The sequence below is a fragment of the Ammoniphilus sp. CFH 90114 genome, from assembly GCF_004123195.1.
Classification (GTDB): Bacteria; Bacillota; Bacilli; order Aneurinibacillales; family RAOX-1; genus YIM-78166.
Genome location: NZ_SDLI01000033.1, coordinates 1 through 13,626 on the forward strand (window position 1 = coordinate 1; position 13,626 = coordinate 13,626).

17 protein-coding genes are annotated in these 13,626 nt (G+C 38.9%); 12 read left to right on the forward strand and 5 right to left on the reverse strand.

Annotation, left to right across the window (positions count from 1 at the left end; all coding sequences use genetic code 11):
• Positions 1-123: 123 nt before the first annotated feature.
• From EIZ39_RS25635 to EIZ39_RS25640, 3 genes are all read left to right on the forward strand, one after another.
• Positions 124-1,053, forward strand: a complete 930-nt coding sequence (locus tag EIZ39_RS25635) for a coiled-coil domain-containing protein (protein WP_240675949.1) — start codon at positions 124-126, stop codon at positions 1,051-1,053.
• A gap of 356 nt (positions 1,054-1,409) precedes the next feature.
• Complete coding sequence (locus EIZ39_RS27000; RefSeq protein ID WP_164985346.1) at positions 1,410-1,559, forward strand: hypothetical protein; 150 nt, start codon at positions 1,410-1,412, stop codon at positions 1,557-1,559.
• A gap of 3 nt (positions 1,560-1,562) precedes the next feature.
• Positions 1,563-2,108 carry a CBO0543 family protein gene (locus tag EIZ39_RS25640; RefSeq protein WP_129204331.1) on the forward strand — a complete coding sequence of 182 codons (546 nt, stop codon included), beginning with the start codon at positions 1,563-1,565 and terminating at the stop codon, positions 2,106-2,108.
• A 186-nt stretch (positions 2,109-2,294) separates the two neighbouring features.
• Here EIZ39_RS25640 and EIZ39_RS25645 read toward each other — a convergent pair whose 3' ends face one another.
• Entirely contained in the window at positions 2,295-2,600 is a 306-nt protein-coding gene (locus EIZ39_RS25645; RefSeq protein ID WP_129204333.1) for a hypothetical protein, read from the reverse strand.
• Entirely contained in the window at positions 2,584-2,997 is a 414-nt protein-coding gene (locus EIZ39_RS25650) for a hypothetical protein (protein ID WP_129204335.1), read from the reverse strand. The genes EIZ39_RS25645 and EIZ39_RS25650 overlap by 17 nt, the downstream gene beginning before the upstream one ends.
• 328 nt (positions 2,998-3,325) lie before the next feature.
• Here EIZ39_RS25650 and EIZ39_RS25655 point away from each other — a divergent pair, with 328 nt between their 5' ends.
• From EIZ39_RS25655 to EIZ39_RS25665, 4 genes are all read left to right on the forward strand, one after another.
• A complete protein-coding gene (locus EIZ39_RS25655) occupies positions 3,326-3,895 on the forward strand; it encodes a site-specific integrase (protein WP_129204337.1) in 570 nt (189 codons plus the stop codon).
• A 14-nt stretch (positions 3,896-3,909) separates the two neighbouring features.
• Positions 3,910-4,083, forward strand: coding sequence for a hypothetical protein (locus tag EIZ39_RS27005; protein WP_164985347.1), 174 nt, complete (start codon positions 3,910-3,912; stop codon positions 4,081-4,083).
• Positions 4,084-4,115: 32 nt separating this feature from the next.
• Positions 4,116-5,426 carry a DNA (cytosine-5-)-methyltransferase gene (gene dcm / locus EIZ39_RS25660; RefSeq protein WP_129204339.1) on the forward strand — a complete coding sequence of 437 codons (1,311 nt, stop codon included), beginning with the start codon at positions 4,116-4,118 and terminating at the stop codon, positions 5,424-5,426.
• A gap of 315 nt (positions 5,427-5,741) precedes the next feature.
• Positions 5,742-6,980, forward strand: coding sequence for a type II restriction endonuclease (locus EIZ39_RS25665; protein WP_129204341.1), 1,239 nt, complete (start codon positions 5,742-5,744; stop codon positions 6,978-6,980).
• A 49-nt stretch (positions 6,981-7,029) separates the two neighbouring features.
• Here the strand turns inward: EIZ39_RS25665 and EIZ39_RS25670 are convergent, their stop codons facing one another.
• Together EIZ39_RS25670 and EIZ39_RS25680 are read right to left on the reverse strand one after the other, a co-directional pair.
• A complete protein-coding gene (locus EIZ39_RS25670; protein ID WP_129204343.1) occupies positions 7,030-7,251 on the reverse strand; it encodes a hypothetical protein in 222 nt (73 codons plus the stop codon).
• Between the two features lie 229 nt (positions 7,252-7,480).
• Complete coding sequence (locus EIZ39_RS25680) at positions 7,481-8,149, reverse strand: MerR family transcriptional regulator (protein WP_129204346.1); 669 nt, start codon at positions 8,147-8,149, stop codon at positions 7,481-7,483.
• 637 nt (positions 8,150-8,786) lie between these two features.
• Here EIZ39_RS25680 and EIZ39_RS25685 point away from each other — a divergent pair.
• The 3 genes from EIZ39_RS25685 to EIZ39_RS25695 all read left to right on the forward strand — a co-directional run bounded on the left by EIZ39_RS25685 (position 8,787) and on the right by EIZ39_RS25695 (position 10,936).
• Positions 8,787-10,097, forward strand: coding sequence for a replication protein (locus EIZ39_RS25685; protein WP_240675950.1), 1,311 nt, complete (start codon positions 8,787-8,789; stop codon positions 10,095-10,097).
• Between the two features lie 208 nt (positions 10,098-10,305).
• A complete protein-coding gene (locus EIZ39_RS25690) occupies positions 10,306-10,626 on the forward strand; it encodes a hypothetical protein (protein WP_129204348.1) in 321 nt (106 codons plus the stop codon).
• A 67-nt stretch (positions 10,627-10,693) separates the two neighbouring features.
• Positions 10,694-10,936 carry a helix-turn-helix transcriptional regulator gene (locus EIZ39_RS25695; protein WP_129204350.1) on the forward strand — a complete coding sequence of 81 codons (243 nt, stop codon included), beginning with the start codon at positions 10,694-10,696 and terminating at the stop codon, positions 10,934-10,936.
• Between the two features lie 859 nt (positions 10,937-11,795).
• Here the strand turns inward: EIZ39_RS25695 and EIZ39_RS25700 are convergent.
• Complete coding sequence (locus EIZ39_RS25700) at positions 11,796-12,065, reverse strand: hypothetical protein (RefSeq protein ID WP_129204352.1); 270 nt, start codon at positions 12,063-12,065, stop codon at positions 11,796-11,798.
• Positions 12,066-12,166: 101 nt separating this feature from the next.
• On the opposite strand from EIZ39_RS25700, the gene EIZ39_RS25705 reads away from it, so the two are divergent.
• On the forward strand, positions 12,167-13,195 hold the full coding sequence (locus EIZ39_RS25705; protein ID WP_129204354.1) for a tyrosine-type recombinase/integrase: 1,029 nt from the start codon (positions 12,167-12,169) through the stop codon (positions 13,193-13,195).
• Between the two features lie 5 nt (positions 13,196-13,200).
• Positions 13,201-13,338, forward strand: a complete 138-nt coding sequence (locus EIZ39_RS27010) for a hypothetical protein (RefSeq protein WP_164985348.1) — start codon at positions 13,201-13,203, stop codon at positions 13,336-13,338.
• The last annotated feature ends 288 nt before the right edge of the window (positions 13,339-13,626 follow it).

Here is a 13,626-nt window from a genome sequence, read left to right on the forward strand (position 1 = left end):
TTTTTTTTTAGGAGATAAGCAGTTAAATCAGTTTGCTTTATTTAAAACCTATTGTAAAATGAGGTTAGTTAACTTGGTTAACCTAGTTAACAACTTGTTTTATAAGTATCTTGAAGTTAACCAGTGAAAGTGAGTGTGGGTTTAGTGTCAATAAAAAAAGCATTTGACGTAAGTGAAGAATTAAAGCGAAAAATTGAATCTACAATTGAGGCTTCTGGGATGCAACAAAAAGAGTGGATTGAAGCTGTAACAAACCTTTGGATTATGCAGGATATTAAAAATGGGATGCCTGACTATAAAAAGGATATCTCAGAATTGGAGCTGCATACCAACCGGATCAGCGAAATAGTTACGCACATGATCCAACGGTCAGCTTTTGAAAAAGAAGAAGTCCATAGAAAAGCTGAGGAGCTAAAAGAGGCTAAGAATCAAATTATTGAAGAGTGTCAATTTGAGATAAGTGATTTGAAAAAACAGTTACAAATTGCATCGGAGGAAGTAAAGCAAAACAGAGAGGAGAAAGAGGAAGCTGATCGTCGCTTGCGACAAATGGAAGAATCAAATGAAAATAACAAATTGTTGATTCAAGAATACAAAGAAAAAAATGATACATTAACTAGCCTTGTAAACCAATTCCGTCAAGGTTATGAGGAAAGTAAATCTTATAAAGATCAAGTTGACCGGTTAACCAAACAAGCAGAAAATCTCCAAGGAGATTTGATGAAAGCAAAAGAAAGATTTCAGAGTTTGGAAGAGACTCGAATAGTAGAGTTGCGTCAAAGCGAGGAACGACATCAAGTTGAACTTGAGCGCATTATTGAAAAGAGGAATGTTGAAAAAGAGCGTGAGTTACTCCAACTCCGAACCGATTTTCAAAACAAGCTCCAAAAAGCAAATGAGGAGTCAACTGCTAAGATTCATGCTTTTTACGAGCGAATTGAGCAATTACGAAAGGACTACGAATTTGAACTGAAAAAGAAGTCTGAAGCATATGAGATGCAGATTGAACAAATTAAAAACATAAACAAGGATGATAATGTTAAACCGCAATGAATACGAGACAGTTTGGAAAATGCTTTTGGCATTTCTAGGGGTAGCGCTAGCAAAACGCGGAAAACATACGCTAAGAAACTGTTTCATAAGTCTTAATCTCAATCGAGATTGAGACTTTGTTTTTGATATAGGTTTTGTAACAATAAAATGGAGGGCAGTTGTAATAGCAGAGTACACAGAGCAAAATCTCAGAAACGAACGTTTATGAGATAATGGTTATTGGATAACGGGCAGATCACTTCCACGAGTATCTTTTGAATTTTAGTTTCATAACAGAATTTAGCCCCAAACTATGGAAATACTATACCTAACATACATAACAAAACAAACATTCATAATGGTTAGGGGTGTAGTTGGTGAAAGTACACGCTCGTATGGTAATTGAAGCAGAACCAGAAGTGAAACAGATGGCGAATCAAATTAAATACATTACAGGTAAATCCATTAAGGAAATCGTGGAGACATTAATTCGACAAGAATATCATCGTATTAACCGTGAAGGGTAAAAAATGAAATATACATATCAAGACTTATTGGATGCTAGAGAGAAACTTAGTGAAATAACCTATACTTTCTGGCTAGAACATGACCTATTTACGTGGCGTTGGTGGTTCTTATTGGCTATGTTAATAATTCCGTGGTTAATTTGGTGGCGGTTTTGGGATAAGGCAAGATTTAAAACCATTGCTATTGCTGGTCTTATAGCTATGACCTTAGCTGTATTTTTTGATGATCTTGGAGTTAATACAATGTCGTGGTCTTATCCATATCAATTAGTTCGAGTAGCAGGGAGATTAAATGTAATTGATGTAACGGTAATTCCTATTATGTTTATGATTCTTTATCAATATTTTTCAAAATGGAAAGGATATTTCATTGCCTTGTTAGTTGCAGGTGCATTTGGAGGATATGTTGGTGAACCGTTTTTGAAATGGCTAGATTTATATCACAAACTAGATTGGACAAAATGGCAGTCAGCATTGAGCTACATAGGAATTGGAATTATGGTAAAAGGGATTACAGATTGGCTAATTAAGCAAGAAAAGCATACTTAGGGAAATTGCATCCATTTGTTTATTTAAGTAACGGAGATCGATAGCGAAATAAACGAACAAAAGACGGTTCTTCTTTACTAAGCGTAAAAGAATCGTCTTTTTGGTTTACAAAATATGTCTTAGCGTATGTTTTCCGCGTTTTGTTGGTACTACCCCTTCTATGACAAAAAGGGGGTGGAGCAACCCCTATTTAGTAAGGGCTGCTCCATCTGGAATCTGACGTGGACCATATAATTTTTCTCGCTTATCCTTTATTGCTAGGAGCTCTTGGTATCTTTCATCTGAAACATAAATTGAGTCTGGCCATATTGTAGGGTTATTGTGTAGTGCTAGAGTTAGAACCTGACAATTGTAAGGTGAATCAATTGGATAAACCGCAACTATTTCTGTATCATACCCTTCGCCATCTGGGAAAACCTTAACGTACACATCCAAAGAGTAATCTTCTGGATCGCTCTCTAGGAAGTAAGTGAATTTAATCATTGTTGACATTGTCTCCACTCCCTTCTTCAAATCCAAAGAGGTCTTCTAAGCTAATGCTGAGTGTTCTTGCCAAGCCTACAGCAATATCCCTTTCCAGTAAGGCCCCGCCTCGAACCATGGTTTGGAGGTAGGAGCGGATCCTTCTATCATGTCCTTGGATATAGGATTTTCCTTCGTTTACCGTTTCCTCACATCCGCAACGACACTTGTCATCTGAAGCCTCAATGGAATTGGCCACATATTGCATACGATGTGCAATTTCCCTTAAAACGGAAGCCTCACTGACTAATGCCTTTCCTCCAACTTTTACTTCTTCTAAAATTCCGTGTTTGTACTTGACTAGCTCATTTACAGCTTGGCTACTAATCCCTAGGCGACGAGCGACAACTGACTTCGAAATTGGCATAATGTAAGCCTCCTAATTTATTGGTTGTTGGTAAGTTTATCCGTGCTGTTAACTTGAGTATAATTTATAATTTAAACTTTTTCAACTTAAACTTTTCTACAATTGGAATTTTATAAATTGTAAAATTGTAAATGGTAGTTTAAAATTTTAATTGAATATTCCGAATGATCCAGAAAGGATTTTTGAGTCATTCACTTTTCGTCTTAAACCCATGATATATCTGGGGTTGCTAATTATAAAAGATAAAACAGTATTTTTCCTGGGCAACTAATGAACCTCATGTTAAAATAGAACAATAATGTGAGTCATTCGAAGTGGGTGAAGACATATGGAGCTGGTTGAACCGATTAGGGATCGGAAGAAAATTCAGTCGATGAAAACCTATTTAAAGGGAAAGAACATTAGAGATTACGCTCTGTTTGTTCTTGGCATTAATGTTGGACTACGAATTGGGGATTTGCTCAGTTTGAAGGTGGGTGATGTCGTTGACGCGAATGGCAAGGTGCATGATCGAATTCGTCTCAGGGAGCAAAAGACCGAAAAGCTAAGAATATTTGTAATTGGAGAATCTGGATGTAAGGCTATAAAAGATTATATCGATTACAGGAAAGGATGCTGCCTTGATGAGCCGTTGTTTCCTTCTAGAAAAGGTACAGGCCCTATTCAGAGAGGACAAGCTCGTAAAATACTTAGCTCAGCTGCAAAAGCAGTTGGAATTATGGATCCCATCGGAACACATTCTCTTCGTAAAACGTTTGGGTATTGGGCATACAAGTCCGGACAGGATATTGTTAGATTGCAAGCGCTGTTTAATCACGTCTCCCCAAAAGTTACCCTAGCCTATATAGGTATTACTCAAGAGGAAATTGAAGAAGTCTATTTGAGTGTTAATCTGTAGGTAGGGGGAGACAAATGGACGGATTTAGAAGAGCGGTAGATGACCTCATTTTTTCATGGTCTAAGGTCAATGAAGAATGGGATGAGTTGGATGAGGATATGAAGAAGTTTGTTATTGAAAATTATCCATTTAACGATGACCTCCGTGAAGTGCTCCATAAATTATTTGATTGGAGAGGGAGTTTTTAAATTTAGTTAGTTAAAGGGAGGGGGAGACTATTATGACTACTAACAACTTGACTGAATTTGCCAGATTAAGAGAAAGATCGGGTCTCTCTATAGATCAAACAGCTCACTTTTTAGGTAAAACTGTTCAGACCATCCGTCGTTGGGAAAGAGGATCATCAAATCCCACTGCAAAAACAATGGAGCATATGAGCATTATTGCAGATGTTCAAAGCGGAGAAGATGTTAGAGGAATAAATGCTTTTAGGTTTATCGATTTGTTTGCGGGCATTGGGGGAGTAAGAAAGGGTTTTGAGTCAATTGGAGGTCAATGTGTTTTTACATCTGAGTGGGATGATGCCTGTAGGAAGACTTATGAGGCTAACTTTGCGTGTGATCACACTATTTCTGGTGATATACGAGACGTTGATTTAGATAATGTACCTACATACGATGTTTTATTAGGAGGCTTCCCGTGCCAACCTTTTTCAATTGCAGGTGTATCTAAAAAAAATTCACTTGGAGTTGAACATGGATTTCGATGTGATACCCAAGGAACATTATTCTTTGATGTAGCTCAAATGATTGATTACCATAGACCGGCTGCTTTCTTACTAGAGAATGTAAAGAATTTAGTCAGTCACGATAAAGGCCGTACGTTTGAGGTAATTATGAGGACCTTAAAAGAAGAATTAGGATATCATGTAGATTTTAAGGTTATTGATGCAAAAGGTTGGGTACCTCAACATCGAGAAAGAATTTTTATTGTAGGATTTAGGGAAGATGTTGGATTTTCTTTTGATAATCTGGCTATTAATAGTCCGACTGAAGGTCCTAGATTACACAGTATTCTACATCCAGAAGATGGCTCCGAGGTAGAAGAGGTTCCTTATACAATTGGAGCAAATGCAGAGGTAGCTGAAAAGTATACGTTAAGTAACGGGCTGTGGCAGTACCTTCAAAATTACGCTGAAAAGCATAGAGCAAAAGGAAATGGTTTTGGATACGGATTAGTTGGTCCCAATGATGTGGCACGTACTTTGTCAGCTAGGTACTATAAAGATGGATCTGAAATTCTTATAAGGCAAGAGGGGCGAAATCCTCGACGGTTAACTCCACGTGAATGTGCTAGGTTAATGGGGTTCGATCGCATTGGGCAAGATCCTTTCAACATCCCAGTCTCTGATACTCAAGCATACAAGCAATTTGGTAATTCAGTTGCTGTTCCGGTTGTAGAAGCTGTAGCTAGATATATGATGCCTTATATTCTGCGATTATCTAGTAGAAATGCTAGGAGAAGAAGAACAGCTAATGTTGAGCAACTACGATTATTTGGCGCGACAACAACAGAAGAAATCGTTGTTTGATTTCAAGGTAGAGAGACATGTCATACGGGATAGTATCAAGAAAATAAGCCGATTATTCCTATGTACTAGGTATAATCGGCTTATTCCTTTTACAACTATTAATCCAGTTAAATAGGGCATGTTAATGAGTCCCCCTTTTAGATGTCCCTTAGCTATGTGCTGCATCGTAATAATCTTCTTTCTCTCTTCCAATTATCCTTTACATACAATCGTATTGTTTTACTATATATCCTTATTTCTAAAAAATATCTTTAAATTTCCATTTACTGATGATGTAATGAAAATGAAATAAAAAAATTTGAGGACTGATAGTTTATGAGAAGAGGATATTTATCACAGTATTTTGAAGGGGTGGCCATAAAGAGACTTCGTACGGTAGAGGTCAACGCGGATGTATCCAACCAGCATGAACTTAATGGGGTAAGGATGCTACGAAGTCTGTTAGGTGACCAACGGTTAACTGACTATCCGGCTAATTTTTTATGGTTAGGAGGGGAAAATGAGGCGATTTCAGATCAAAGTAGTGTGACATGGTATGATTCAAGAGAAAAACAAACACATCGGTCTTCCGAGTACAGACTGTACTTCAAGAAAAATGATGTGATGGACCTAGCTCAAGAAAATGATCTTATGATTATTGCAAGAAGATCAAACGGCCAACTCTATATGATTGTAGCACCTTACGGAAGTACACTAGAGAGCCAGTTGTTGTGGTTATTTGGAGGAGCTGAAGATGAAGTTGGCTTTAGCTTTAACTTTCAAGCAATAGAACATCAAAATGATGTGGAGATTGATTTTGCAGTTAGATATATCCTCGAAGAACTTGGTATAGAAATTGAAGAGCCTGAAGCTGACTATTTGGACCAGTGTCTTGCTCCTTACTTGCAAACGGGTTTTCCATCTACAGCAGTATTTTCACAGCTAGCCCGGAGGACAGTAGAAGTTTCAGCCATTGAAGACCCAGATAACGCTTTGTTGAGTTGGATGGAGCACGAGGAAAGACTTTTTAAGCGCCTAGAAAGACATTTAGTAGCTCATAGAATAGAACAAGGATTTTCTGAGGATGGTCAAACCGATGTAGACAACTTTATCCAATTTTCTTTAAGCGTGCACAATAGACGTAAATCACGAGTAGGATATGCCTTGGAAAATCATCTTGAAGAGTTATTTAAATTACATCATGTTGATTACTCACGCAATAAGGAAACTGAGAATAAGTCTAAGCCAGATTTTATATTTCCTAATATACAATCTTACCATACCCCAACCTTTCCAGCGTCTAGGCTGACAATGTTAGGGGTTAAGTCGACCTGTAAAGATAGATGGAGACAAGTCCTTAGTGAGGCACAACGTATAGACATAAAGCATCTATTTACTCTGGAACCAGGTATAAGCGAAAATCAAACGACAGAAATGCAAGCAAACAATCTACAACTGGTACTACCTCAACGCTTGCACCAAACATACAAGACAAATCAACAATCATGGTTAATGGACCTTAATTCTTTTATTGGGCTTGTTAATGAGCGTCAAACAATAGTTGAAGTATGGTAGATAGAAGATGATACTAAAAAAAGAAACTAGAAGGAAGTGCTTATCCTTTTTAGTTTCTTTTTTTACCTATTTGCTCTAATTTTTTCAGCAGATCTTGATATACTGCATTTTCATTAGGGTCATAGGACCTTTGCTGTTTTAGACTTTCAGCGACATCTTTTAGATGTTGCTGCCGATCTAGTATAGGTTTCCCTGTGCCTCTTTTTCTTTTGGATGGATCAATATTATGTTCCTTTTTACCCTTCTTCCTAAAAGGAATCAACATGGACATGGTATTCACCTTCTTTTACCTATGAGTTACCCTAACTACTTATTTGGAATGTCTTTAACAGGATTAAGTCTATTGCCAAAGTCATAGGGTTGAGAGTACCGGATGTTACCACACGAATTACATTTAACGTCACAAACACGATTGTAGATTAACCTATCTTGTTTGGATAGGTGTTTTGGGGGATCCTCCACACGTATTACAAACAGCATTCCGCCACAATCACATATCATTAATGGTCATCCCCGTCATTATAAAATTCTTTCTGTAACCGATCATGGAGATGAGAGGCTACATATTTTTTTATAAATTGATCCCTTTTGTTGAGGTCTTCCTCTTTTCTTAGTCCAAACCAAGCCTTTTTAATACGATCTGAATCAGGTTTTTCCATCCATAGATCGATTGCTTCTGATTCCAGGTGAGACTGGATCCGTTGCATTGTGATCCAATCAGTAATTCGCTCCTGACGGCTAGGTGGCTGAGGTATAGATCGCAAAATTTCTTTTTTTAGTTCATGTGTTAACTCATCCCTCATTTGATTAAACCTTGTTATAGCTATTTGCTCATATATATTAGATAGCTCTGTTGTAATAGCCTTCATGTCAATCACATGTGATTCATTCTTTACTTCATCATTTGGAAATGGTCGCAATTCACAATGATTTGGCAGATCATCAAAGATTGAGTCTAAGGACCACTTCTTCTCTCGGTATGTAACAATATGTTGAGCAATCATAAGATCAGTTTGATCATAGACTTTTTCATCAGTCTCAGTAGTCCGTTGTATATAGTGAATCCTCTTCTCCTCGAGCTTTTTAAACCAGGAATCAACGGTGTTGTAATGCTTCCCGACTTGGGCCGCAAAGTCTATGATACGCCAATAATTCTTTTCTTCGCTCATGGGCCAAATCCTCCTGATATCGATGACTCACATGTAACTCATTCATCACATGTTGATCATTTTGTTTGTATTCTAGGTGATTTACTTGTGAATCACTAATCATTGGTGAGTCACTTTTGTTGGTTTCGAAAGGAATTGTGATTCACATGTATAAATCAATTCTTTGTTAAGATGCAAATTCCTTTATATTTTTTTGATGATCGTTGTGTTGGGATCCGAAGCCTACGATTAAATACAATGCTGTTTTTAAAGCGAAGATGTAGGCTTTGGTCGTTTTGCAAAAAATACAGAAGATTGTCGGCTGGTATATATTAAATCTTCTAGATTTGATAGAATAATAGATAAAGAAAAAAGACAAAAAAAAGAGAAGTCCTAGCGCCCACCGCCTGAACTTCCGAAAAAAAAGACATATGTAATCAAATAGTTACCTTAATTGTAAAGTCTGCAATACAAAAAATCAATGTAAATATAATGTAAATATCATTGAAGACTCTATTAAAAACATAGATGAGTCTTTAATTAAGTATACACTTTTAATGTAGTTGGTAAAAGTGTAATTTACTAAGACTTACATATTAAGGGATAAAGGGAATGCGCGGTGGAATGGACTGCTCTATAGAGAGGAGTTCTTTTTGACATGCTGTTAAACAAACTGGTAAACGATCAAACAGAGCGACTGCAAAATGCACAATATCATGCGTGGTTTCATCATCATCAATGCGCCGATGGGTGGATTACGGTTGCTAAAAAAGAAAAAAATGTTTTCAAGTCATATCACTATCGGCCCGCGGAATTGGCTCCTGAATTGTCTAAGTGGATTGGAGAGGATGTTTATTTTAGTCAAAATACATTTTATAAGCCACTACGACGTATTGAGCACATAAGGCAATTACGATCTTTATATGTAGATGTGGATTGTTACTTACTTAATTACGACACCGATTGGGTGATGGGTAAGTTAGTCCATGAGTTTTTTGGAGAAATCATGCCGGAGCCGAATCTGATTATTTTTTCAGGGCGTGGCATTGTCCTGGTCTGGTTGATAGAACCAGTACCTCATCAAGCCTTACCACTTTGGCAAGCCATTCAAAACTATTTTTGTGAGCAATTGAAGGGTATAGGTGGAGATACAAAAGCACTAGATGCAGCTCGAGTGTTTCGAATTGCTGGAAGTATTAACTCCAAAACCGGTACGGAAGTGGTCGTTCAATATCGTCATGATTATCACTATGTTCTGCGTGATCTACAAAAGGAGTATTTACCGGACATTCCGGACAACCCTAATAAAAAAGCAAAGGGACGTCAAAAAAAGGTAGTTCAAATTTACAATATTCATAGACTCTATCATGCTCGATTACTTGATTTAGTAAAATTATGTGAGATACGCAATTACGATATGAAGGGCTACCGCGAAACGACGCTCTTCCTATACCGCTACTGGAATTGTTGCTTTCTTGGTGACCCAGAAGATGCTTTAAATCAGACACTCAGTTTAAATTCCGAGTTTAAGGAACCGTTAAGTGACAAAGAAGTTACCCGAGCTACTCGAAGTGCTGAAAAAGCTTGGTTGCTTAAGAATGATAAAAAGGCTGACAAGCTTGCAAAGGAAAAAGGGTATCCTGGTGCTGGTTACAACCTCAAAAACGAAACCATTATCGAATGGTTAGATATTACAGAGGAAGAGCAACTCCAATTAGTTAGTGTGATTGGAAATAATGTTAAGCGCCAGAGAAATACGGCTGCAAAGAGGGAGAAGAGAAGAACTGAAGGAGTTAAGCCACGGGATGAGTATCTTGAAGCACAGCAGGAAAAGACTGAGGATAAATTGCTAATATTGCAGCGAGCCATAGAGGAAAATCCAAAGGTAAAACGTAAAGATTTAGCTAATCTGTTAAGTGTATCAATCTATCGAGTAGACCAACTAAAACATCTATTAAAAAGTTTGTAGTGGTCTGTCCCTTTATATTAAGGGGGCGTAGCCTGTGTCCTATTGGTAAAGGATATAGAATGTAGACGTGCTCTCTTTTCTTTTGACCCTAAAGCGACCTCGCCCCAGACCTCTGGGACAACAACCTTGCCCGCACCTGCGGGCCGCCTTGTGTTCTCCTCTTTCCATGGTATCTTTTTGTTATCTTACTCTTAGGAGGTTCTTTCCGATGTCTACTTCTTCTTCTGATCACCGTACTTGTCTTATCCTTGCCTATCAAGTTGCTACCTTAACCTATCCGGATGATTCCCTGCTAGATCTCTTAAGTGAGGTTGACTTTCGGAGAGCGCTGGAGTTGCTTCTTATTTTGCGTTCCTCCCCGAGACCAGTTCGCAATCCTTTAGCATTTCTACGTAGGGCGATCTCTGAAAACTGGACACCTACTACAATTCCTAGACGTATTGATCGTAAACGTGCTGCTCTAGAAGAGCGTTTGGGAACTCCTCAATCGTCTGCTCCCTACCATCCTTATAATTGGTTGGAAGATTAAGATACTAGTTCTGAATATATATTCTAGTATTTCTAGTATATTTATAGAATCGGGGTGGATTCTCTGCATGGGGACATCAATGCTTAAGGTTATATTAGCGGAAAGGGATATATCACAGAAAGAGCTAGCTGCTGTTACTGGACTAAGTACAAAAACCATATCTCAAATTTGTAGTGGGAAACAAAAACCACAAATTGATAATGCTTATCTCATCTCTGAAGCTTTGGGTCTGCATGTCACAAAAGTATTTCCCCAGTATTCCGGCTTAACAAAATCTTATGTTATGGATCGTACTACAACTAGATTCTAGATTTAGTAACTATTAAAGAATGTAGCAATTGAAAGATTTTTAGAGTTATGTAGTATTTTTTTATCTTATGTTACTAGTAATAGAAACTATATTTAGTTACAACCAATGGATACTATACTGGAGCTGTAGGACAGGATTTAGTGTATTGACGGGAACGGGTGATCTGTTTTAAAATAAAGGTAGATTTTAGAAACATACTAGTCAAAGTACCGACGTTAGGGTCAAGTATGTACGGTAATTAGAACGATGATACTGACTAAACCTAAACGTAGCGGAGTTATCTTAAGGGTAACGAATGGTGCGGATGATGGTTGTGTACATGTTAATCTTGTAGATTAGATTGCATGAGGGCAAAGAAAGGGAATAGTATTGCTGATGACGTTGAGTATTTAGGATGTGTACAGACAATATGAGTACCTAAAAGCAGGTTTCTTTTTCCTTTGTACCAGTGATAGTAAAGGTATATTGGGATTGATAGTATATATAGTCGCTAATCTATGGTCGTCCAATATAATTAGGGTTGGTCATACAATTAGACGTAGAAGTTTCCAAGACGCGCGAGTAATCGTGGGTCTTTTTTGTGTTTCCGTTTAACTAGACCACACACACCACAAAGGAAGGAGAGGAATGAATTGAAAGGAATACGAATATCCGAGCAAGCAATAACATCGGGTACCGTCACGTGCTGAGCGCATGGATGTCCTATCGGATGTCGCTGGGTAAGGATCATGAAAGGTAAACAACTGAATAGTCACATTGTCGCTCTAGTCACTTGCTTACGATTGGTTACTCTACGCCAATCCATACCCGCACCAATTGGCGTAGATTTACCGGTATCACACACAACTACATATTAGCTTTACATCTTTGCTGGATCGACGTTGATCTTGTATCCGTTTCCTCTCTCGGGAGGGTGCCGAAAGGTATTGATAGCATAGATGCTGGACAGTCGGATGTCATTACTCCGAGAAAATCCTACGATATATCGCCAATCTTGGTGTGCGAGTAGGTAGCCTGTACCCACCGTCGTGAGGTAGACCCACTGTACATAGTCGTTTAGGAGTCCGAAGGACAGACAAGCTCTGCACGGGACTACGAGTACCTGAACAGTACGAATAACGACTAGCACCCCTTACCCTGTAAGGGGTGCGGCTTAGGTTTTGTCTTTTAGCCGTCGCAGGACAGTCAAAAGCGACCTAAGTAACATAGCAGACGGAAGGGGAGAACGGTATGGCTAAGCGAGGAAGCGTTACTTATCAATGTGTGACCGCTTTACAATCCATCGTAAAATTTGGTCACTCGAAGCGGGAGGCGAAGTTTAAGGGAGAAGGTAATAAGGGGTTACGATCCATCAAGCACATGAAGAATTGTCTTGGTGATGCCGTTAAGTTTTCCAAGTGGTGTCGGGAGGAATACGGGATAGATGATATCCGACAGATTGACCGATCTATGTATGAAGAATATTTGGAAACGAGGCAGGAAGAGGTTACGAAAGGAACGCTAGGTAACATCGAAACAAGTCTCCGTAAACTTGAAGAAGGGATCACCCAGCAACTAAAGGACGAAGGTGCCGAGCTGGAACTGGATTTCTTTAGCTCGGGTGGACGTCTATCCGAAGGGAAGAATGTGGCGAAGGATCGTTCCTACTCACTGGAGGAAAAGGATTCTATCTTATCTAAGATGACTGGTCAAGAACGGGATGCAGCTGAACTGTCGTACCGATCAGGAACCCGTTTACGTGAAACTTGTACAATCAAAGTTAAGGATATCGTCATTACTCGGAGACAATGTTACATCGAATTTAAAGGTGATCCAGGTACCACGAAAGCAGCTCGACCAAGACGGATTGACATGTCAAAGCACCGTGATTGGCTAAAGCAGCTGAAAGAAGGGCGGAATCCCGAGGAACGGCTGTTCAAGGACATGACACGGGATTCGTTGACAAAAGCATACAGGGAAGCGTGTGAGGAGTCGGAACTTGAACTCAAAGGATTCCACTCCACAAGACATACCTACGCTCGGGAAAACTTTGAGGAATACGCTAAGGAGACCGCTAAGGAACTTGGGATTGAACCCGAGCGAATCCTCGAAATGAGAGATACTATCATAGACAATATCCGTGCTGGAGAGCGTAGGGATTACGGTGTAGAGGATCGTGAATTGTACAAGTCCACTATTGAGACGATGGATCGAGTCATGGATCAATTGGGTCACGGAGTTAATAGGACGGAGCTTTACGTGGTGTATCTAGGGAGGTAAATCGAATGAAACGTATTGTAGTGAGCTTTACTGAGCGAAGTCTCCAATCTTTTGAAGAATGGGTCAAAGGTGAGGAAGGAATCTCAATTATTGAACTGAAGCGTAGGCGGTTTAAGGGGTCTTTTCAAGGAGGGTCTGCATAGGTCGTCTCTTTTGCTTATCTGTCACCTGATTTTATACATCCATTTACTGAGTTACGGGGTTACTTCGTTACTTAGTTCCTAATGTAAGACGGCTGAGAGGATGCTGAGACGTTGGGGAAAAGGGGGAATAGAGGATTCTCTATACATCGTTGTATATAGATTATATGATGATAAACAAACAGTAATTGGAAAAAATGGCGTGGTGTGATACGATAATTTTTAGAAGAGCGGCCATAGGGCAACCAAAGTACCTCACCAATTGTTGGTGAGGTACTTTGGTTTTTTTTT

Excerpts from the sequence above, each read along its gene's own strand:
- EIZ39_RS25640 (WP_129204331.1), top strand. The coding sequence starts at position 1,563 with ATGAAATATACATATCAAGACTTATTGGATGCTAGAGAGAAACTTAGT.
- EIZ39_RS25645 (WP_129204333.1), bottom strand. The coding sequence starts at position 2,600 with ATGTCAACAATGATTAAATTCACTTACTTCCTAGAGAGCGATCCAGAA.
- EIZ39_RS25650 (WP_129204335.1), bottom strand. The coding sequence starts at position 2,997 with ATGCCAATTTCGAAGTCAGTTGTCGCTCGTCGCCTAGGGATTAGTAGC.
- EIZ39_RS25655 (WP_129204337.1), top strand. The coding sequence starts at position 3,326 with ATGGAGCTGGTTGAACCGATTAGGGATCGGAAGAAAATTCAGTCGATG.
- EIZ39_RS27005 (WP_164985347.1), top strand. The coding sequence starts at position 3,910 with ATGGACGGATTTAGAAGAGCGGTAGATGACCTCATTTTTTCATGGTCT.
- dcm (WP_129204339.1), top strand. The coding sequence starts at position 4,116 with ATGACTACTAACAACTTGACTGAATTTGCCAGATTAAGAGAAAGATCG.
- EIZ39_RS25665 (WP_129204341.1), top strand. The coding sequence starts at position 5,742 with ATGAGAAGAGGATATTTATCACAGTATTTTGAAGGGGTGGCCATAAAG.
- EIZ39_RS25670 (WP_129204343.1), bottom strand. The coding sequence starts at position 7,251 with ATGTCCATGTTGATTCCTTTTAGGAAGAAGGGTAAAAAGGAACATAAT.
- EIZ39_RS25680 (WP_129204346.1), bottom strand. The coding sequence starts at position 8,149 with ATGAGCGAAGAAAAGAATTATTGGCGTATCATAGACTTTGCGGCCCAA.
- EIZ39_RS25685 (WP_240675950.1), top strand. The coding sequence starts at position 8,787 with ATGCTGTTAAACAAACTGGTAAACGATCAAACAGAGCGACTGCAAAAT.
- EIZ39_RS25690 (WP_129204348.1), top strand. The coding sequence starts at position 10,306 with ATGTCTACTTCTTCTTCTGATCACCGTACTTGTCTTATCCTTGCCTAT.
- EIZ39_RS25695 (WP_129204350.1), top strand. The coding sequence starts at position 10,694 with ATGGGGACATCAATGCTTAAGGTTATATTAGCGGAAAGGGATATATCA.
- EIZ39_RS25705 (WP_129204354.1), top strand. The coding sequence starts at position 12,167 with ATGGCTAAGCGAGGAAGCGTTACTTATCAATGTGTGACCGCTTTACAA.
- EIZ39_RS27010 (WP_164985348.1), top strand. The coding sequence starts at position 13,201 with ATGAAACGTATTGTAGTGAGCTTTACTGAGCGAAGTCTCCAATCTTTT.